Annotated in this window: 17 protein-coding genes and 4 tRNA genes; 3 read left to right on the top strand and 18 right to left on the bottom strand. The window is 40.7% G+C overall.

Features of this window, described 5'->3' with window-relative positions; translation table 11 throughout:
* Positions 1 to 6 precede the first annotated feature (6 nt).
* The gene (locus FZC76_RS04235) at positions 7 to 1,095 is read left to right on the top strand and encodes a DUF871 domain-containing protein (protein ID WP_148987034.1); all 1,089 of its coding nucleotides are present in this window, start codon (positions 7 to 9) and stop codon (positions 1,093 to 1,095) included.
* Between the two features lie 216 nt (positions 1,096 to 1,311).
* Here the strand turns inward: FZC76_RS04235 and FZC76_RS04230 are convergent, their stop codons facing one another.
* Entirely contained in the window at positions 1,312 to 2,100 is a 789-nt protein-coding gene (locus FZC76_RS04230; RefSeq protein ID WP_148987033.1) for a GNAT family N-acetyltransferase, read from the bottom strand.
* Positions 2,101 to 2,362: 262 nt separating this feature from the next.
* Here FZC76_RS04230 and FZC76_RS04225 point away from each other — a divergent pair, with 262 nt between their 5' ends.
* Together FZC76_RS04225 and FZC76_RS04220 are read left to right on the top strand one after the other, a co-directional pair.
* Complete coding sequence (locus FZC76_RS04225) at positions 2,363 to 3,091, top strand: hypothetical protein (RefSeq protein ID WP_148987032.1); 729 nt, start codon at positions 2,363 to 2,365, stop codon at positions 3,089 to 3,091.
* Between the two features lie 63 nt (positions 3,092 to 3,154).
* The gene (locus FZC76_RS04220; RefSeq protein WP_148987031.1) at positions 3,155 to 3,679 is read left to right on the top strand and encodes a hypothetical protein; all 525 of its coding nucleotides are present in this window, start codon (positions 3,155 to 3,157) and stop codon (positions 3,677 to 3,679) included.
* Between the two features lie 163 nt (positions 3,680 to 3,842).
* Here FZC76_RS04220 and rlmH read toward each other — a convergent pair whose 3' ends face one another.
* The 17 genes from rlmH to FZC76_RS04135 all read right to left on the bottom strand — a co-directional run bounded on the left by rlmH (position 3,843) and on the right by FZC76_RS04135 (position 20,379).
* On the bottom strand, positions 3,843 to 4,322 hold the full coding sequence (rlmH, locus tag FZC76_RS04215) for a 23S rRNA (pseudouridine(1915)-N(3))-methyltransferase RlmH (protein ID WP_148987030.1): 480 nt from the start codon (positions 4,320 to 4,322) through the stop codon (positions 3,843 to 3,845).
* Positions 4,323 to 4,404: 82 nt separating this feature from the next.
* Positions 4,405 to 4,581 (bottom strand): CxxH/CxxC protein, encoded by a 177-nt coding sequence (locus tag FZC76_RS04210; protein ID WP_148987029.1) that lies wholly within the window; start codon positions 4,579 to 4,581, stop codon positions 4,405 to 4,407.
* Between the two features lie 87 nt (positions 4,582 to 4,668).
* A complete protein-coding gene (locus FZC76_RS04205) occupies positions 4,669 to 5,922 on the bottom strand; it encodes a S1C family serine protease (RefSeq protein ID WP_148987028.1) in 1,254 nt (417 codons plus the stop codon).
* A gap of 91 nt (positions 5,923 to 6,013) precedes the next feature.
* The gene (locus FZC76_RS04200) at positions 6,014 to 6,808 is read right to left on the bottom strand and encodes an MBL fold metallo-hydrolase (protein WP_148987027.1); all 795 of its coding nucleotides are present in this window, start codon (positions 6,806 to 6,808) and stop codon (positions 6,014 to 6,016) included.
* Positions 6,809 to 6,814: 6 nt separating this feature from the next.
* On the bottom strand, positions 6,815 to 7,606 hold the full coding sequence (locus FZC76_RS04195; protein WP_187441950.1) for a two-component system regulatory protein YycI: 792 nt from the start codon (positions 7,604 to 7,606) through the stop codon (positions 6,815 to 6,817).
* Between the two features lies 1 nt (position 7,607).
* Positions 7,608 to 8,933, bottom strand: a complete 1,326-nt coding sequence (locus FZC76_RS04190; protein ID WP_148987025.1) for a YycH family regulatory protein — start codon at positions 8,931 to 8,933, stop codon at positions 7,608 to 7,610.
* Positions 8,930 to 10,765 carry a cell wall metabolism sensor histidine kinase WalK gene (gene walK / locus FZC76_RS04185; RefSeq protein WP_148987024.1) on the bottom strand — a complete coding sequence of 612 codons (1,836 nt, stop codon included), beginning with the start codon at positions 10,763 to 10,765 and terminating at the stop codon, positions 8,930 to 8,932. Before walK ends, FZC76_RS04190 begins: the two co-directional genes overlap by 4 nt.
* Before the next feature lie 5 nt (positions 10,766 to 10,770).
* Positions 10,771 to 11,472: a response regulator YycF gene (gene yycF, locus FZC76_RS04180; RefSeq protein WP_010197838.1), complete on the bottom strand. Its 702-nt coding sequence runs from the start codon at positions 11,470 to 11,472 to the stop codon at positions 10,771 to 10,773.
* A 247-nt stretch (positions 11,473 to 11,719) separates the two neighbouring features.
* On the bottom strand, positions 11,720 to 13,216 hold the full coding sequence (locus FZC76_RS04175; protein WP_148987023.1) for a M23 family metallopeptidase: 1,497 nt from the start codon (positions 13,214 to 13,216) through the stop codon (positions 11,720 to 11,722).
* 973 nt (positions 13,217 to 14,189) lie between these two features.
* A tRNA-Phe gene (locus tag FZC76_RS04170) sits at positions 14,190 to 14,262 on the bottom strand.
* Positions 14,263 to 14,417: 155 nt separating this feature from the next.
* A tRNA-Asp gene (locus tag FZC76_RS04165) sits at positions 14,418 to 14,493 on the bottom strand.
* Positions 14,494 to 14,506: 13 nt separating this feature from the next.
* Positions 14,507 to 14,581 (bottom strand) — tRNA-Glu (locus FZC76_RS04160).
* 18 nt (positions 14,582 to 14,599) lie between these two features.
* A tRNA-Lys gene (locus FZC76_RS04155) sits at positions 14,600 to 14,675 on the bottom strand.
* A 347-nt stretch (positions 14,676 to 15,022) separates the two neighbouring features.
* Positions 15,023 to 16,312 carry an adenylosuccinate synthase gene (locus FZC76_RS04150; protein WP_148987022.1) on the bottom strand — a complete coding sequence of 430 codons (1,290 nt, stop codon included), beginning with the start codon at positions 16,310 to 16,312 and terminating at the stop codon, positions 15,023 to 15,025.
* A 204-nt stretch (positions 16,313 to 16,516) separates the two neighbouring features.
* Positions 16,517 to 17,884 carry a replicative DNA helicase gene (dnaB, locus tag FZC76_RS04145; RefSeq protein WP_060665649.1) on the bottom strand — a complete coding sequence of 456 codons (1,368 nt, stop codon included), beginning with the start codon at positions 17,882 to 17,884 and terminating at the stop codon, positions 16,517 to 16,519.
* 78 nt (positions 17,885 to 17,962) lie between these two features.
* Complete coding sequence (rplI, locus tag FZC76_RS04140) at positions 17,963 to 18,412, bottom strand: 50S ribosomal protein L9 (protein WP_148987021.1); 450 nt, start codon at positions 18,410 to 18,412, stop codon at positions 17,963 to 17,965.
* Positions 18,409 to 20,379, bottom strand: coding sequence for a DHH family phosphoesterase (locus FZC76_RS04135; protein WP_148987020.1), 1,971 nt, complete (start codon positions 20,377 to 20,379; stop codon positions 18,409 to 18,411). Before FZC76_RS04135 ends, rplI begins: the two co-directional genes overlap by 4 nt.
* Positions 20,380 to 20,390 lie beyond the last annotated feature (11 nt).

Raw genomic sequence — 20,390 nt, 5'->3', positions numbered from 1 at the left:
TATGTTATGCCAAGATTAGGTGTTTCGATTTATCCGGAACATTCAACTAAAGATAAGAATTTAGAATATTTAACACTTGCCGCTAAATATGGCTTTAAACGTGTATTCACTTGTTTGTTAAGTGTTGAAGGAAAAAATGTTGATGAACTTAAAAATGAATTCAAAGAGATTATTAGTCATGCAAATTCATTAGATATGGAAGTTATACTAGATGTTGCTCCTAACATTTTTACTAAACTTGGTATTACCTATGAAGATTTAAGCTTCTTTGCTGAACTAGGTGCAGCAGGTATCCGGCTAGATGAAGGTTTTGATGGTGCAAAAGAGGCATTTATGACTTTTAACCCCTACAATCTTAAAATTGAAATCAATGCCAGTACTGGCACAAAATATATTGATAATATCTTAAGTTATAAAGCAAATAAAGAAAATATTATAACTTGCCATAATTTCTACCCACAAATGTATACAGGACTTGGCTTCAAGCATTTCGAAACATGTAGTAAAAGTTTAAAAGACCTTGGTCTTAGAGTTGCAGCATTTGTTTCTAGTCAGAATGATTCTACTTTTGGCCCTTGGCCGGTGAATGAAGGGCTTTGTACGTTAGAGGAGCATCGTTTTCTGCCAATGGATGTAGCTGCACGTCACTTGTTTGCAACTGGGTTAGTAGATGATGTTATTGTCGCCAATGCATATGCAAGCGAGGAAGAATTAAAAGCGCTTAGTAAGGTAAATCCAGCAAAGTTAACCTTCAAGATTGATTTAAATGATCAAGTGAGCGATGTGGAAAAAGAAATTATTTTTAATTTCCCACATTATGTTCGTGGAGACATGAGCGAATACATGGCACGATCAACCATGTCACGGATTGCATATGAAAAGGCGAGCATCGAGCCTCATCATACTGATAACTTAAAGTATGGTGACATCATTATTATCAACAATGAATATGGTCGCTATAAAGGAGAACTTCATATTATACTAAAAGATATGCCAAATGATGGCCGAAAAAATGTAGTTGGTCGTATACCGGAAAATGAACTAAAGCTCTTAGATTACATCGAACCCTGGAGAGTATTCGAATTCATTCAGTAAGAAAAAACTTAGTTTTAATAAGAGACAGAAATCTACTTTTTGGATGGTTACGCACCCCTTTTTTCTTGAGGCTCTTCTTCAATCAGAATTAAAGGATGAAACAAAAAACTGCCTATTTCTTATAGACAGTTTTTTGATTCTTGGACACACAGGGACGGATCTCTGCTTCAGAAGCAGAGATCCGTCCCTGATGAAGAAGCAATCACCGCAATCGTACTATCGTCCCTGTATCTCCTTAATCCCTTTCCCACCTAGAAAGGCATGACCTGTCTGTAAGGTTAAGGCTTTCGTAAATCCGTATCGACTGTACACCTTTTCGACTCGTTCCGTGATGGGGTATATCCATAGTTTTTCTAGTTGTAGGGTTTGGGCTTCTTGTTGAATGCGTTGTAGCAACAGTCCAACTAACCCTTTACCTCTATAGGCTTCTATTGTCGCGACACTTTCTACGCGCCCTTGGTCCCCATGAACAAATAGGCATGCTGTAGAACAAGGCTTTCCATCATAGCTTAATAGAAAATGCGTATAACGCTTATCGTTAAATTCTGTTTCAAATGCCTTTTCGCGAACTGATCTACCTCCAAATTCCTCTATCTGACATTCCACCTCTACCGCTTCAGCATAATTCGTAGCTGTTACCTTCTCAATTGTAATTTTTTCATTCACTGATAACGGTGTTACATCACCATCCCATTGCTGAATGAGCTCCGGAAAATCTTCATACTGAAAGCCCTTCTCTATTAATAGATCGATAAAGGATGTCAGCGACTCTATGTTATATAAGTAAAATCTTGGGGTAACTTGTATTTGTTCATAAAAAGAAATGACCTCATCGATTACCTTTTCTGGCTTCTCTGGTAATTCACTAACACGGGCATGATTGGCATCATAGTAGTCTGGTTGGTCTTCATTCCAAAACATGACACCCCACGGTTTATCCAGCCTAGTAGAAAAAGATTGTAACAGGGCATAATTTAATTCTTCTAACTGTTTTACTACATTCATTTGACTCCCACCTTTCCTGTGTTTTGGTACTCTTTCACTTCCACATCCCATTTACAATCTCCTTTATTCAATTAGGTTTGTCTATATTATTTAATTTAATTAATTAATTTTTTATTGAAATAAACATTTTCATAAAAAAATATTAAAAATAAAATTGACAGCTTAATAGTAACTTTGTAATATTTAACTGATAAAGAGAATCGTTTTCAATTAAAATAAATTTGATAGTTATACAAGCAAAAACAAAGGGGGGAAGCATGAATTGATAAAAAAATTATTTTTAATTATTTCACTTAAACGATATGGTGTTCTAATAACATCAAAACCTAAAGAAAAAGGGCACTTTTCTATACAAGAATTAATAAATAATCCAAATAAATTACACGAAATTCTTGTATGTCATCAAAAAGAAGGAATGAATAATCCCAACCTTACCATCATTGGTACAATGTTTGGTAAACGATATTCAGTCCTTGCTATGTCCGTAATAGATACGATGATTCTTAGTGGTAAGCTGTTTGATGCATCTCCAGAAAATATTTATTTAAAAATAACCGAGAGTGGAGCATTTTACTTTTATATTCATCCAAAAAATATTTTCCCTCTTCAATCTTTGACACTTGATGAGAAGCAGCAGCTAATTCAAAATTTTAATAACAATCATTTAAAAACATTATTTAAGGAAGTCGCAAAAATATCCAACAGTAAGGAGCAACATTTATTGTCGCTTGTTAGTCATAATCTACATCAAAGAAGTCTCTTTTTGCAAAGAAGATTTCCTAAAAAGAAAGGCAATATCGAGCAAATCTTAAACTTATTTATAAAAGATAATAACAGTGAACAAAATAACCCCCTGAACTTTACCTTTAACAAAATTGAAAATGCTGAAGGTTCAGTTCAGTATATTCGTAAATATTGTTGTCTTGAATATTTACAACATAATCGCAATCTCGATAAATGTTGTTCAACATGCCCCCATCTTTATAAATAATATCTAATTACCATCGTTAGACTGATTTTTATTTACTAAATAACCAAATGTAAAGGAGTACTTATGAAAACACGTGAAATAACACTACTTGGAGTAATGGCGGCCCTTTGTGTCGCAAGCATGCAATTTCTCCCATACATAATGCCGTTCTTGTTTATCGTAATATCCCTTACGTTCACAAGGAAACAATCATGTCTGCTTGGGGCTGTCCTCGGTCTTTTATCATTTTTTATTTATGGGAAAATTATGGCACTGACAAGCATCGTAATGTTGCCAGCCGTGGCGCTTGCAACTGCATGGGGCAGAGATCATATTTTGCTTCGCAACACACAAATAAACATATCATCAATACGTTCTAATAAAATGGTACTTTTTACTTTTTTCACTTTTGTTGTACAGTTAATTGTAAATATTTTAAGTGAAATTGCTACAAGCATAGTCTTTTCTTTCGGATTTACATATGTTATAGCATCACTACCGATTTCAATTGCTCTTTCAGCAGTTGCAGCAATTCTTGTCGGTTTGCTCGCGTTGCCACTTTGGAAAGTCTCTTCAAAGATTTATTGGGGATATACAGTAAACAATTAATCGTTGCTCTATTTATACAACATGAATGGTTACTTGTATTGAGGTAAATTGCTGGTGTAATGATTGTTAAACAAGGACAAAAAAGGACTGTCAATGCTCTGACAGTCCTTTTGCAAATACTCTTAACAGATCATTTTAATAGAGTCTTTATTAAAAATTTCATTTATTTATGATATGGTTCCCCCCGATTTATCCGAAACCCCCGATAAACCTGTTCCAACAATATCAACTTCATCAACTGATGCGGGAACGTCATTCTCGAAAAGGATAATGTATCATTTGCCCTCTTCATCACGTCCCCGCTCAAGCCTAATGATCCACCAATCACAAACGCCACCTTACTTTTCCCGTAAGTCGCAAGCTTGTCCATTTCCTTCGCCAACTCTTCAGAAGACCGCTGCTTTCCTTCAATCGCCAAAGCAATGACATGCGTGTCATCGGAGATTTTTCCTAGGATTCGTTCACCTTCTTTATTTTTCACCTGTTCCATTTCGGCGTCGCTTAGTTGTTCTGGTGCTTTTTCATCCGGAAGCTCCACGATGTCAATTTTTGCGTAGGCACTCAAACGCTTCAAATACTCATTTATTCCTTGTTTCAGATACTTCTCTTTCAGTTTTCCAATTGTGATTATTGAGATATTCACATGTCATACCACCTTGCAAACAGTTTATCCACAAAAGTTATCCACATATCAACAATTTCTATCCACATTTAGTGGGCGAATATCAGTTCCCCACCATATATATTGCAGCTTCTTTACAAAATTCACAGGGTGTTGATAACTTCTCTTCTTCCGGTAACATCTCTAATATCGGTGCTTCTTCGTGCTCATCTATGTACATTTCCATTGCTAATTCAATATGCTCTAAACAGCATTTCATTTTATCCACAATCCTTTCCATTCCTTCATTAACTTCACTAGGATACCATTTATCCACATGTGTGGAAACAAAAAGAGGAGAGATTTCTCTTATCCCTCCCCATTTTTACTATTCGCCGGTTGTATCTTCAGTCAAGTCAACCGTCGTTGTATTCTGATCCTGACCTCGATAAAATGTTACCTCCATCTTATCGCCGACTTGCTTTTCATTGTAGAGATGTTTTCGCAACTCGATAACATCACGAACTTGTTCCCCGTCTAGCTCCACGATCACATCATATTCCTGCAAACCTGCGCTAGCAGCCGGTGAACCTGGTGCTACTCCCGTAATATATACACCTGCACTAACATCTTTCGGAAGCTTCAGCGTCTGCTGCCAGTGATAGCTAGATACATCGGACAACGAGCCGATGCTGACGCCGAAGTAAGGACGTTTTACTTGCCCATATTGCTCCAAATCATTAATAATTGGAATCGCTGAGTTGACCGGAATAGCCAAGCCGATTCCTTCCACGGCAGACTGGGCAATTTTCATCGAGTTGATGCCGATAACTTTTCCTTGAATATTGATCAGAGCTCCTCCGCTGTTCCCAGGGTTGATGGCCGCATCCGTCTGCATAACATCTGCATGCCAGTCTGGTGTGCCGTCCCTGTTCACATCCACTGGAATGCTTCGGTCTGTTCCGGAGATGATTCCTTGTGTAACGGATCCGGAGAATTGTAAACCTAGTGGGTTTCCGATTGCAATGACAGGTTCGCCTGTACGGACGCTGTCAGAGTTGCCGAAGTCTGCCACTTTTGTGACCATTTCATCTGCCATTGACAACACGGCAAGGTCTGTAAGCGGGTCTTCTCCTAGTACCTCTGCTGGTACCCTTGTTCCGTCAACTAGGCTCAGCTCCACCTGGGTTGCCCCTTCAATAACATGATAGTTTGTTACGACATAAGCTTTTCCGTTCTCTTTTTTATATATAACACCTGAGCCTGTTCCGGCTTCGCCTTCCTCATCTGTTTCCACCTCTGTATCGTTCCAGAAGGAAGCGTTTTGAAGATTGATGACGCCGACGACTGCTTCTGCGACATTATCAACCGCTTCTGTAACACCTGATGTTACATTAACAGAGACGTTGCGGATTTCCGCTGCTGTCCCGCCTGATTCAGGCTGTTCTGGCAGCTGCTCTCGCTGTTCTACCGCCTGACGCTGACTACCATCTGGCATAACTCGGCCTGTTAACCCTGGGAACGCCACTACCAGTAATAAAACACCAAGAGACAATGCTACAATTCCAGGAAGAAAATACTTCCCCCTGTTTCCTTTTTGTTTAGAGTGGTCCGATGGATCTTGTTTGTCGTAATATCCCATGTTGTCCTTCCTTTCTTTCACGTTACAACCAACATTTGTCCGCTGCATCGTGTAAAAAAGGCAAAAAGAAAGGCGCTTAAGCCTAAGATTTTTACACGAAAGCAAGCGCGGTTGGTTTGTTCGGGTCTGTGTCATACAACTCCACTTGTTCTCCCACAATGACTCCTCGTGTGGCAAGTGTTTGCTGAACAGACATCCTCGCTAAATCTTTCATGTTATTATCTTTACTTAAATGCGCCAAATAAATACGCTTCGTTTTGTCACCCATGACATCTGCCATGGCAAGTGCTGCATCTTCATTGGATACGTGGCCGACATCACTTAGGATGCGGCGTTTGATGCTCCACGGATAGTGTCCCATCTGCAGCATCTGCACGTCATGATTGCTTTCAAAAACATAGGCGTCCGCATCGGAAATGAAGCCTTTCATCCTATCGCTAACATACCCTGTGTCGGTGATAACCACGACCTTCTTATCTCCATCATGGAAGGAATAGAACATCGGCTCTGCCGCATCGTGGGAAACACCAAATGACTGAACATCAAGTCCACCAAATGATTTCACCTGTTCTATTTCAAAGTTGAATTTTTGCTCTGTCGGAATGACCCCAACCAGGCCGTCCATCGCCTTCCATGTCTTTTCATTGGCATAGATTGGGAGCTTGTACTTTCTCGCAAGTACGCCAAGCCCTTTAATGTGATCACTATGCTCATGTGTGACCAAAATTCCAGATAGATCTTCTATTTTTTTGCCTATCCCGTTAAACAGTTCTTGCATTTTTTTGCCGCTCAAACCAGCATCGATTAATAAAGAATGCTCCTCTGTTGCGACATAAATTGCATTTCCTGTGCTGCCGCTAGCAAGCACGCTAAAATGCAGGCTCATGTCACTTCACTCCAATGTTCGTTCATCTTTTTTTATTACTGATCCTTCAAACGCGTTAACGTAAAAATCCTCTTCTTCATTGACGACTATATGCCACGTCGGGATTAGCACGTGGGAATTCGTATAGTCTACAAGGGTATAATATCCAAGCTGTACATTTCCTACTTCGCTCCCCGGCTTCAAATCCCCTGTTTTATATAGATTATACAGGGCATCCAGGACTGAAATGACGTCCTGTTCTACATCCATTTTTTCCGTATCCACAATATAGGTCTGTTTATAAGATACTAACTCGTTCAATTCGTTGAGATACGCTACCACCATTGCACTGTCATTGCTATAAATATTTTTCCCATCATACTGTTGGAAGAAAACAAGACTCCCGTTTTGTCGATTAAATCCCCAGAACTCATATTTTTCCCCAAACAGTAATTCTTCTTTAAAGATGGTCTCTAATCTAGTGACCATATTCATCTCAGGTAAAGGGATCGGCTCTTCCCATGTTGCAATAAGGTTGATGTCGTCTACAATCTCCGCCTTTTGCCCTTTTTCCATCAATTTTTTGGTATCTTCTTCTGTAAATACATAGCTGTTTCCACTTATATAACTTGCTTTGTCTGGCGCCTTTGGCAATTGGCCATATGATATTTCATCTACCTTGAACTGCTCTTCCATAGAAGCTTCCGCCAGAATTTCTAGCTGATTGTTCTCCCTTTTTTCAAGAATTTGAAAAACAAGGAATATATTCAGAATGAGGAAGGTGATGATAAAAATGGTTTTGGTTCTTCTCCAATCCATTTTATATTCCTCCTTCCAATTCATCGCTAGCGGTGAAGTTTAATTTGTTCCAAGTATTATTTTCCTTATACACCCAAATTGGCTCGATGATATAAACATCGGATTCCCTTCTCAATTCATATCCGACTCGTATGTCCTGAATATTTCTTAGGTCAATGAAATTATCAAGTTCTCGCCTAACATCCCTTCCAGACGGAATGTTTGTCGCAATCGATTTCCATGAGAGAAATTCAAAAACAGGTCTCACGTATTCATAAATCTCATTATTTCTCCATGACTGTGAGATATCCGCAACACCTTTTTCAGCAAAATAATAAATCGGATAATCTCCAATAAACATTCTGTAAACAACGTTATGTTCTAAAGTGCTGCTCGTCCAATTATCAAGTTTAAAGCGCTCCGGTTGACCTGTCCAACCACTATGCTCATTCACAAACTCAATTCCCCGTTCGATCACATTAAAGTCCATGGAATTCTCTGGTCCTGTATTCCCAGGGTTCACGTAATGCAGGTTGTTACTAGGACGGGATACACTCATCAGACTAGAATCATCACGGTACACTACCCCATCTGTTACTTGGTCTCGTGTCACGATGCTCGGATTGCTGAATAGGGCATTCTTGAAATCTTCTGGATTTAATTGTTTAGCGTAGTAGTAACCTGTTCGTACTTTTGGTGATTGTTCCGGGAAAAACACATACTGATTTTCATCCACTTCTTCATAAATAAATGTCGGTAAGATTTTTGCCGTCTGATAAAACGTTCGAGACAACTCATTGGTAGAAAGATTACGGACCCTTGCTTGATACACTTTCTGGTCATCATAATGGACCAAGTAGATAATTGGTTCACTCCCAAACGTTTCTCCTGAAAAATCAATCAGGATCCGGTTGATAGAAATATTCGGGGGAATTTCATTATCACTAAAACCAGTAATATATCTAAAAGTTTGTAATGGGATGGTAGTAGGAAAAACAACCTCCATTTTTTCACTGCCATGCATGAAAGAAAAGAAATCTTCTTCGGAATAACTCGTTGCTATCTGTATATCAAAAAGGCTCCATCTTCTCAATTCTTCCATAAATAAATTAAGATCTGCCAGTTCCTCTGTTCCATGATGGACACCATCAAAATGATATAACAGTTTGCTAGGTTGAATAAGCTGACCTATTTCCTGCTTCTCATTAATTGCCACTTCACTAATGGTACTATCCCGTTTGTCTAAATAATCAAAATCAGGTTGATAGGTCCATAAATTCCAAGTGAGAATCAAGCTTGTCAGGACAAGAATGGTTAATACAAGCGATTTAATATTTTCATATTTCATTCCCAGTCACCTTCTTGCTCTTCCTCGGAAATTGGAAGTGTAAAGTAAATAGTCGTGCCTTTCCCTTCTACACTAGATGCCCAGATGTCTCCATCATGTGCTTGAATCATTTCTTTTGCTATCGCTAAACCAAGTCCAGTTCCCCCAAGCATCCTTGTTCTTGCTTTATCGACTCGGTAAAAGCGTTCAAAAATCTTATTAATATCCGATTTTGGAATTCCTACCCCTTGGTCACTGATACTCACCAAAATTTGATTAGCGGCCTCTTCAATATCCACAGTAAACGTGATGGTGCCACCTTGCGGAGAATACTTCATCGCATTGGAAATAATGTTATCTAACACCTGCGTTATTTTATCTGTGTCAATGGAAACAAAGATTTCTTGATCTGGCATACTTCTGACGAAATCTACTTTTTGAGACTTAGACATTTCGAAACGGTCAATAATTTTATTGAAAAACTCCACAAAATCGACGCCATTTCTATAAAAGTTATAGTCTCTTGAATCCATTTTGGATAGTTGCAATAAATCATTCACCAATCGGATCATCCGCTCCGTCTCCGTTTGTGTAACATCTAGAAACCTCGGAGCAATCTCATCATCCTGCCACGCGCCGTCTGCCAACGCTTCTAAATAGCTTCTCATCGTGGTCAATGGCGTTCTGAGCTCATGCGACACATTTGCAACGAACTCTCTCCGTTCAAGATCAATTTTCTCTTGCTCCGTAATATCGTGTAAAACCGTAATTAAGCCATTAATGAAGCCTGTTTCCTTCTGAATGATGGAATTACTAGCACGCAAAATATAGCGTTCTTTTTCCGTACTAAAGTCCAAAATGAGAGATTCTTGTTCTGATACGAGATGATCAAAAGAATGCGTCTCTTCAATTCCAAGTACTTCTACAATCGGCTTGTTCAGTACTGTTTCACGTGAAACGTTTAACATCCCAAGAGCCGGCTCATTAATCAAAATGATTCTGCCTTTTCTGTCTGTTGCAAGAACTCCATCCGTCATGTGGGACAAGACCGAGCTCAATTTCCTTCTTTCACCCTCCGTAGTCGCCTGTGCTTCCTGAAGCTTTTTCGTTAGGTTATTAAAGGATAGGGCCAACTGACCTATTTCATCATTACCGTAAATATTTACTTTTCGTGAGAAGTTACCTCTTGCCATTTCAAGCGCTTGTTTCCTCATATCAGACATCGGCCTCGTAATGGTTTGGGCAAGCAACACACCAAGCACTGCTGTTACAGCAAGCGCAATGGTCGTCCCAGTTGCAAAGATACTATTGATCTGCCGCATTTGGGCATATACCTTTTCCATTGACGCTTCCAAATATATAGCGCCAATGATGTCTTGATTGTTCGATTTGACGGGCGCTGCAATCAGCTTCAGACGATTTTGAGTTTCCGCATCAATGACGGTCTTATTCGACATCTGTCCGACTACCAATGCTCGTTTAACCAGCAATATCGTCGTCCTTTTCCCTACACTTGACTGATTGTAGGGATTGGATGTTCCAAGGACCTTGCTTTGGTTATTTGTTATGCGAATTTCTTCTATATCTTCCATCGTGACATCCTGCAACACCTTTCGGATATCCTCTTCAATGGTTGGTGTTGTATCATCACGCTGTTTTTTTATTTCTTGCTCGATACTATAAGCAAGCAAATGAATTCTTTCTTCTAATGATTCATTAAAGTTACTCGTCAGTTGGCTCTCCAGCTTGCTGACAAAATAAACCCCAATGATCTGCATCGCAATTAGGATGAGTAAAACGTAAATCAACACAAATTTAAGATGAATGGAACGAAAAAAACCTACCTTTTTCATGTAAATTATTCCTGCTCAGTTTGTCGCAGGTAATAGCCAACTCCTCTTCTTGTTACAATCCATGTCGGGTGACTTGGGTTGTCTTCAATTTTCTCACGAAGGCGTCGAACCGTTACGTCCACTGTTCGTACATCTCCATAATAGTCATAGCCCCAAACGGTCTGTAAGAGGTGCTCACGTGTCATTACCTGGCCAATATGCTTCGCTAGATAATGCAGCAATTCAAATTCACGGTGAGTCAGCTCAATCATATCTCCCCTTTTGGTTACCATGTAAGCATCAGGGTGGATCACAAGGGAACCAATCGCAATCTCAGATGGTTCTTCTGTATCCGCAGCTTTCTGTTGGTGACGTCGCAAATTGGCCTTTACCCTCGCAATTAGTTCACGAGTGCTGAAGGGCTTTGTAACGTAGTCATCCGCACCTAGTTCTAATCCAAGCACCTTATCTATCTCCGAATCCTTTGCAGTCAGCATGATAATCGGCATTTCATATTTCTTACGTACTTCCCTGCAAACTTCCATCCCGTCTCGCTGAGGCAACATAATATCTAAAAGAATCAAGTCAGGGCGCACTTCCTCCACCTTATTGACCGCCTCTTCGCCATCATAGGCACAATACACCTCGTATCCTTCTTTTTGAAGATTGAACTTCAATATATCTGCAATCGGTTTTTCGTCGTCAACTACAAGTATTTTCTTTTCCATATGGTTTCGCTCCTTCTCAGCATCTATCTATTCTTATCTGTTAGTATGGCTCTTTTCCAAAGATTGTTGCCATTTTGCAGTAAATAGTCGGCAACTAACCGTTAATGATGATAAAAAACATTCTACTACATACTTTACCATGTACAGCGAGGTAGCGCATCTATTAAGAGAAAGCTCCAAAAAGTACATAATAAACATAAAAACCTCTAGCTCATTTATCAAGTTGCTAGAGGTTTCATGTATGTGTTTAGTTGTTTAAATACTGCATTGGATCTTTTAACTTGCCATCTTGGTACACTTCAAAGTGTAAATGAACGCCTGTAGATTGTCCTGTCGTACCCATGATACCAATCTTTGCACCGCGAGAAACAGTTTGTCCAACTGAAACGCTAATCGAATCAAGGTGAGCATAAGTTGTCTTCATCCCATTTTGGTGGTTGATGACCACTTTGTTTCCATAACCGCCGTCCCAGCCAGCTGATTCGATTATTCCATTGTCCGCTGCTTTAATAGTACGGTCGCTTGGGCGTGCTATGTCAATACCTTTATGCATCTTACCCCAACGGTGACCCATTTTACTGGAAATATAACCACCAACCGCTGGCCATGCAAGGGATCCACTGCCACGAGAAGGAATCACTTTCGTTCCTTTTACAACGATATGTTTCACAGGTTCCTTCAACGTTTCTTCATGAGTTACTTCAGTCTTGATGGTCATACCGTTTTCTTTTGTAGTGATGGTACGAACATTTTTCTCTCCGTTTTCACCTTGTTGCTTTACTTTCGTTTCTCCCTTAGGAAGCTCTTTATCTTCCACAACTTCCTGCACGTAAGGAATTTCTTCATTTTTAGAAGCTTCTTCTTTTACTTGTATATTCAGATAAGGCTTTTTCGCTGAAACATTTAGTACCTTACCGACCTTTAATAAAGTATCCATTGCGATATCAGGATTCATCTCCAGAAGTTCTTCTGAAGAAAGATCATGTTTCTCCGCGATATCTCCTAAAGAATCTCCTGCTTGTACTTCATACTTCTCCGCTTGCTTTTTGCCTTTTTTAATCAATTCCACTGCTTCTTTTACAGAAACAACTTGTTTAGGATCTACATTTTTATCACTAAATGAAACTTTTTCAGAAATAGTTACGTCTAATACACGAGACTCATTTTCTTTCAGCTCAGGAAGCTTGGACTCTTGGATGTCTTGTCGTTCTTCTAAAGCCTTCAAGTCTTCTTCAGAAACAAACCCTAACTTTAACAACTCAACAACCTTTTCCGCTTCTTCCTTGTCTTTTACAAGTACTACTTCTTCTCCGTTAATCGTCAGTGCAGAAGCGCTAGCTTTAACTTCTACTTGCTCTACTACTGTATCAATTGTTTCTTTGTTCTGTGCAGAAGGTCTAAAGACTTTCTCAGGAATAACTGATACTTGTTTTCCTACTGAAAGCTCTAGGTCCTTATGATCTTTCTGAACAGACTCCACTTTAGCTTCTAACGCCTTGTCTAACTGCGCCTTATCATCGACTGCACCAACACGCTCACCATTCAAATAAACGTGATATACCGTTCCAAGCAGTGAATTCTCACTAGCATGAACAGCCACTGCGCCAAGTGTAATAGTAGAAGCAGCAATAGTGGTAACCACCACTCTCTTTGTAAAAGTAGAAAGGCGATTTTTTTGAGATCTATGTTTACTATTTTGTTTTTCGGTGTATGTACTATATATACGCTTTAATCGGTTCATCATGGTCTTTCTTTCCCCCTGATTTATTCCCCGTTCTGTAAACAGTTTTATTTAGGTAACCCAGATTCCTTGTTTTAGGACTATTGATACCCATTTAAAATTTCCGACTACTTTACCATACCATAGGTTCATAAACAAATAGAATACTAGAACAAAAGATGTAATATAACTGTATTATAGTTGTCATATTTAGGCGATTTATAGGGTTTTTTCCTTATTTAGGTATAAAACATGGGTAATTTTACATAGTTTTGACGTCTTGGTTGGAAGTAGAGGAGAAATTACCCTGTTTTATTACAGTGGGGTAACAGGGTGGGTTCGGGGCTGTAGGGGTGGAGCGTTTTTATTGGGCTTTTGATGGGTTTTTTTGGGTTCTAATAGACAGTTGATGGGGTTTTTTAGAGATTTGGGATTATAGGGGTCTTGTATTAGACACTTGATGGGGGTTTGCTGACGGTTCGGGTTTATAGAGCGCTTCTATTAGACACTTGATGGAGGTTTGCTGACGCTTCGGGCTTATAGGATGCTTCTATTGGACAGTTGATGGAGGTTTGCTGACGCTTCGGGCTTATAGAACGCTTCTATTAGACAGTTGATGGGGGTTTGCTGCCGGTTCGGGCTTATAGGAGGCTTCTATTAGACACTTGATGGGGGTTTGCTGCGGTTCGGGCTTATAGGAGGCTTCTATTAGACACTTGATGGAGGTTTGCTGCCGCTTCGGGCTTATAGGAGGCTTCTATTAGACACTTGATGGAGGTTTGCTGCCGCTTCGGGCTTATAGAACGCTTCTATTAGACATTTGATGGGGGTTTGCTGCCGCTTCGGGCTTATAGAAAGCTTCTATTAGACACTTGATGGAGGTTTGCTGCCGCTTCGGGCTTATAGAAAGCTTGTGCAGTAAATTACTCAATAAGCATTTTCTTTACTTACAAAAAAGCAGCACGTTCATTAACATAATGAACGTGCTGCTTTGAGATGGCTCGGGACGGAATCGAACCGCCGACACATGGATTTTCAGTCCATTGCTCTACCAACTGAGCTACCGAGCCGTATATTTGGTTGTCGTAACAATATGATATGCACTCGCACCATCACCCAAATTTTAAAGTTCAAAAATTTGTGCGCTGTAGCAATGCTTTGAAGCTTACTCGAACGTGCTCTACCAACTGAGCTACCGAGCCTAACAAAACTTTAAATATGTAAATGGCGGTCCCGACCGGGATCGAACCGGCGATCTCCTGCGTGACAGGCAGGCATGTTAACCGCTACACCACGGGACCTAAAAACTAAAAATGGTGACCCATACGGGATTCGAACCCGTGTTACCGCCGTGAAAGGGCGGTGTCTTAACCGCTTGACCAATGGGCCTTACTTTTTGAAAGAAAATGGTGTGCCATGAAGGACTCGAACCTTCGACCCTCTGATTAAAAGTCAGATGCTCTACCGACTGAGCTAATGGCACCTATTAATAACTTCGCCTTATGTAACTTTGAATCTCTTTTGACGACGTTTTTAATAATATCATACTATCAACAAAACTTGCAATAACTTTTTTAAAAAAATATTAACTTCTAAAAAACTTACTAAATAATGTTGTCTATAAAAAAACTCACTAAATGTAATGAAGACACTTTGGGGGAGATTTTTTTGTCTTAAGTGTCTTCATACACTTAATGAAAACACTTTGACACGAATTTCCCCTATAAAAGTGTCATCATCACCCTATCAATCCTAGAAATCATTCAGATCAACAAGCATCAAGCTAAAGAGTAAAAAGCCCCCACTAAGGAGGGCTCCAAACAAAATCAATCACTTCGCATACACACTGCGTACCACGTTCGTCTGAGAGCGATCTGGGCCTACAGAGAAGATGGACAATGGAATGCCTGTAAGCTGGGATACGCGCTCAATGTAATGACGAGCGTTCTCTGGAAGCTCACTTAAGCTTCTAACACCAGTGATGTCTTCTGACCATCCTGGCATTTCTTCATATACCGGTTCACATTCAGCAAGTACTTTCAAACTTGCAGGGAATGCTTCCATTACTTCACCTTTGTATTTGTAAGCTACGCAAATTTTCAGCGTTTCAATACCTGTCAATACGTCGATGGAGTTCAAGGAAAGGTCTGTCATTCCACTTACGCGGCGTGCATGGCGTACAACGACACTGTCAAACCAACCTACACGGCGAGGGCGTCCAGTTGTTGTACCATACTCTCTTCCCACTTCACGGATTTGGTGACCAATTTCATTGTCTAGTTCTGTTGGGAAAGGACCGTCACCAACACGTGTCGTATATGCTTTTGCAACACCCACAACATGGTCGATTTTAGAAGGACCAACACCAGAACCGATTGTAACTCCACCCGCTACAGGGTTAGAGGATGTTACAAATGGGTATGTTCCTTGGTCAATATCAAGCATAACCCCTTGTGCGCCTTCAAAAAGAACGCGGCGGCCATCATCAAGCGCATCGTTTAACACAACGGAAGTATCCGTTACGTATTTTGCAAATTGCTGTCCGTACTCGTAGTACTCATCAAGAATATCTTCTAATTTGAAGCCTTCTGTTTCGTACATTCTTTCAAGCAAACGGTTTTTCTCCGCTAAGTTGTGTGCAAGCTTCGCTTCAAAAAGTTCGCGGTCAAGTAAGTCCGCAATACGGATACCAACACGAGCAGCTTTGTCCATGTAAGCTGGTCCGATCCCTTTTTTCGTTGTACCGATCTTGTTTGCGCCTTTGCGCTCTTCTTCCACTTCGTCAAGCTTTAAGTGGTAAGGAAGAATCACGTGTGCACGGTCTGAAATGCGCAGATTGTCTGTGCTAACTCCGCGGTCATGTAGATACTTTAATTCTTGGATTAAAGCTTTAGGATCTACAACCATTCCGTTCCCGATAACACATGTCTTGTCATTATAGAAAATCCCAGAAGGTATTAAGTGTAATTTATAAGTTTCACCGTTAAATTTAATTGTGTGTCCTGCATTGTTACCGCCTTGGTAACGTGCAATAAGCTCTGCATTCTCAGAAAGAAAATCGGTAATTTTTCCTTTTCCTTCGTCTCCCCATTGTGTTCCTACTACGACTACTGATGCCATAGAGCGTACACCTCCACTAAATATGTAACTTTTTTAAATTCATTTTTCAACAAAAGTAAGTTTATCAGCTGCTCACTAGAAAGTCAACCTAAACACGAACGTTACAGAAATTTAATATTGTGTTTGTTCGTAATTAAGGCGTAAAACTTCTTATAATGTTCCATAAAGTATAAAAAGGCACCTACATAACGTAGATGCCTTTTATTATGCCCCTGGAGGGACGGATTCATCATCAAATCGCCGCTCCAAATTAACAAATTTATTATATTCTTTTACGAAAGCCAAGGAGACCGTCCCAACAGGACCATTACGCTGTTTCGCAAGGATAATCTCGATGATGTTTTTGTTTTCACTTTCTTTGTCATAATAGTCATCACGATATAGGAAACCAACGATATCGGCATCCTGCTCGATACTTCCGGATTCACGAATATCGGACATCATTGGGCGCTTGTCTTGACGCTGCTCCACGCCACGTGAGAGCTGAGACAAGGCGATAACAGGGACCTCTAGTTCCCTTGCTAATGCTTTTAGGGAACGGGAAATCTCGGAAACTTCCTGCTGACGGTTCTCACCGCCACCGCGTCCGCTACCTTGAATTAACTGCAGGTAGTCAATCAGAATCATTCCAAGACCGCTCTCTTGTCTTAGGCGACGGCATTTAGAACGTATCTCACTGACACGGATACCTGGCGTATCATCAATGTAGATACCGGCATTGGACAAGCTTCCCATTGCCATTGTCAGCTTGCTCCAGTCCTCAGCGGTCAACTGGCCTGTCCTTAGATTCTGCGCATTGATGTTTCCCTCTGCACAAAGCATCCTCATGACCAGCTGCTCAGCACCCATCTCCAGACTGAAAATCGCGACATTTTCTCGAGCTTTTGTAGCGACGTTTTGCGCAATATTCAAGGCGAATGCCGTTTTACCAACGGAAGGACGGGCTGCAATGATAATTAAGTCATTTCGCTGGAATCCAGCCGTCATTCTGTCCAATTCGGTAAAGCCTGTCTCAATCCCTGTGACTTCCCCTTTACGATTGTGGAGGGTTTCGATATTATCATAGGTTTTAACGAGTACATCCTTGATGTTTTGGAACACACCGGAGTTTTTCCGTTGAGAAACTTCTAGGATCTGCTTTTCCGCTTCGTTTAATAAGCCTGCCACTTCATCTTCCCTGCTGTAGCCTTCTTGGGCGATGTTGGTTGCGGTACGGATAAGTCGGCGAAGAATAGACTTTTCTTCTACAATCTTTGCGTAATATTCTATATTGGCTGCAGTCGGCACCGAACCTGCTATATCACTCAGGTAAGATACCCCTCCAACTTCTTCTAAAAGCTTCAAGTTTGCAAGCTCGGATGTGACTGTGACGAGATCGACCGGTTCGCCCCGGTCGGAAAGATTCAGCATGCAGTCATATATCTTTTGATGGGCTGCGCGGTAAAAGTCATCTGGCATGACAAGCTCAGACGCCAATGTCAGGGCGGACGGTTCTAAGAAAATGGCCCCGATGACCGCCTGTTCCGCTTCTATATTTTGCGGTGGTATTCTATCTTCAAAAATATCACTCATCCTTGTTCCTCCTCCCAGAAAACGAAACCTTTATAGCCTCTCATAAAGAAAACTCGGCGTGATTGCCGAGCGCTCTTCTTACTTTTGTTCTGTTACATGCACCTTCAAGGTCGCTGTAACTTCTGTATGCAGCTTTACAGGTACGTTCGTATAGCCTAAAGCGCGAATAGCATCATTTAGCTCCATTTTGCGCTTGTCGATCTTTATTTTATGCTTCTTTTGAAGCTCTTCTGCGATTTGTTTCGTTGTGATGCTACCGAATAAACGGCCGCCTTCACCTGCTTTTGTTTGGAACTCAAGCGTAAGCTTTTCCAACGTCTCTTTGAGTTTCTTCGCGTTTTCTAGCTCTTGTTCTGCTTCTTTGGCTTCTTTGTTCTTTTGAGCTTCCAATGATTTAAGGTTACCATTTGAAGCCTCCATCGCCAACCCTTGTTTTAGTAGAAAATTATGGGCATACCCATCTGCCACGTTTTTGACTTCACCTTTTTTGCCTTTACCTTTTACATCTTTTAAAAATATTACCCTCATTCCTTGGAACCTCCTTCTAAGTACTCTATTAATGCTTGTTTCAGTTTTTCTTCTGCTTCATCAATGGTCGTATTCATTTGTGTGGCTGCATTTGTCAGATGCCCGCCGCCGCCAAGGCTCTCCATGACAACCTGTACGTTGACATCCCCAAGCGATCTTGCGCTGATGCTTACCTGTTCCCCGTTACGATGGGCGATGACGAAAGATGTATTAATGTCACTCATCGCAAGCAGTGTGTCTGCAGCCTGGGCAATCATCACCTGGTCGAACGACTCTTCAGGTACACCTTTGGCAATAACGATGCCTTCTTGGTACAAATACGCACTTTCTATCAATTTGGCACGTTTTACAAAACGGTCTAGATTTTCTTTTAACAGTTTTTGCACAAGGATTGTATCAGCTCCTTGTGAACGCAAGTAAGATGCTGCATCAAATGTACGGGAACCTGTACGGACCGTGAAGCTTTTCGTATCTACTATTATACCAGCTAACAGGGCGGTCGCTTCAAGCATTGTGATTTTGATGCGTTTTGGCTGGTATTGCAGGAGCTCTGTAACAAGTTCTGCTGTGGAAGAAGCATAAGGCTCCATATAAACAAGCAACGGATCCTCAATAAAGTCCTCTCCACGTCTGTGGTGATCAATCACCACCACATTATCGATTTTATTTAACAACTTTTCCTCGATTACAAGTGAAGGCTTATGTGTATCCACCACCACCAACAGTGTATCGTTTGTTGCTACTTCAAAAGCATCTTCTGGTGAAATGAACTTTTCCCAAAGCTCACTATGACTTTTTAATTCTTCTAACAATCGATAAATGCCAGCATCAATTTCCTGCTGATTTAAAACAATATACGCATCCTTATGATTGAGTTCCGCCACTTTGGCAATCCCGATAGCCGCTCCAAGCGCGTCCATATCCGGGTAGCGATGACCCATGATAATCACTTTGTCGCTTTCATGAATCAGTTCCTTCAACGCATGTGAAATAACGCGTGCACGTACTCTTGTCCGCTTTTCCATCGGGTTTGTTTTTCCACCATAGAAGCGGACCTTTCCATTGGTCTGCTTGATGGCTACCTGGTCGCCACCACGTCCTAAAGCAAGGTCTAGACTTGACTGGGCAAGGTGGCCAAGCTCAGGTAGAGAAGGGACTCCTGTTCCAATACCAACACTTAGTGTAAGTGGCATGCTTTGCTTGGATGTCTGTTCACGCACCTCGTCCAAAATGGAAAACTTGTTCTTTTCCAATTGCACAAGAATATGTTCATTTAAAACCACAATAAAACGCTCCATCGACGTTCTTTTTAAGAATACGCCGTTTTCTGTGGACCATTTATTGATAATGGAGGTCACCTGGCTGTTGATCGCACTTTTCGTCTGATCGTCCATTCCCTGTGTCACTTCATCATAATTGTCTAAGAAAATGATACCAAGCACCGTTCGCTCGTCTTCATATAATTTTTCAATATGGGTCTGTTCCGTAATGTCAAAAAAGTAAATGAGTCGTTCCGCTTTCTTAATGACCACTTTATATTTCCGATCATGTAAAGCGATCGTTTCCGTTTCAATATCCTGCTTTAAAAGAGGAATCAAGTTTTCCCCGACATCATATAACGACCTGCCTACGAGGGTTTCCTCATGAAAACAGGAAGCAAGAAATGGATTTGTCCATTCAATCTGATAGTCGTCATTGTAAAGCATGATACCAATCGGCATCTCCATTAACGCTTCTTCTCCGACCTTTTTTAACCGGTAGGAAAGGGTGGAGATGTACGTTTCCATTTCTTTTTTAGCCTTTTGTTCCACTTTGATGTAAAGATATACAACCAAGCCCAGGAGCAGAAAGCTGACAATCCCTATTTGCCATTGGAAAAACACAATTATCCCAAGTTGTATCAGTGCGATCACAAACAATAAATAGACGGGATAACGCAGATTCAGTTTTTCGAAATAATTAGGCATGTATGTTCAGC

The organism is Sutcliffiella horikoshii, from assembly GCF_008180725.1.
Classification (GTDB): domain Bacteria; phylum Bacillota; class Bacilli; order Bacillales; family Bacillaceae_I; genus Sutcliffiella_A; species Sutcliffiella_A horikoshii_B.
This window is presented reverse-complemented; position numbering and strand designations above follow the sequence as displayed.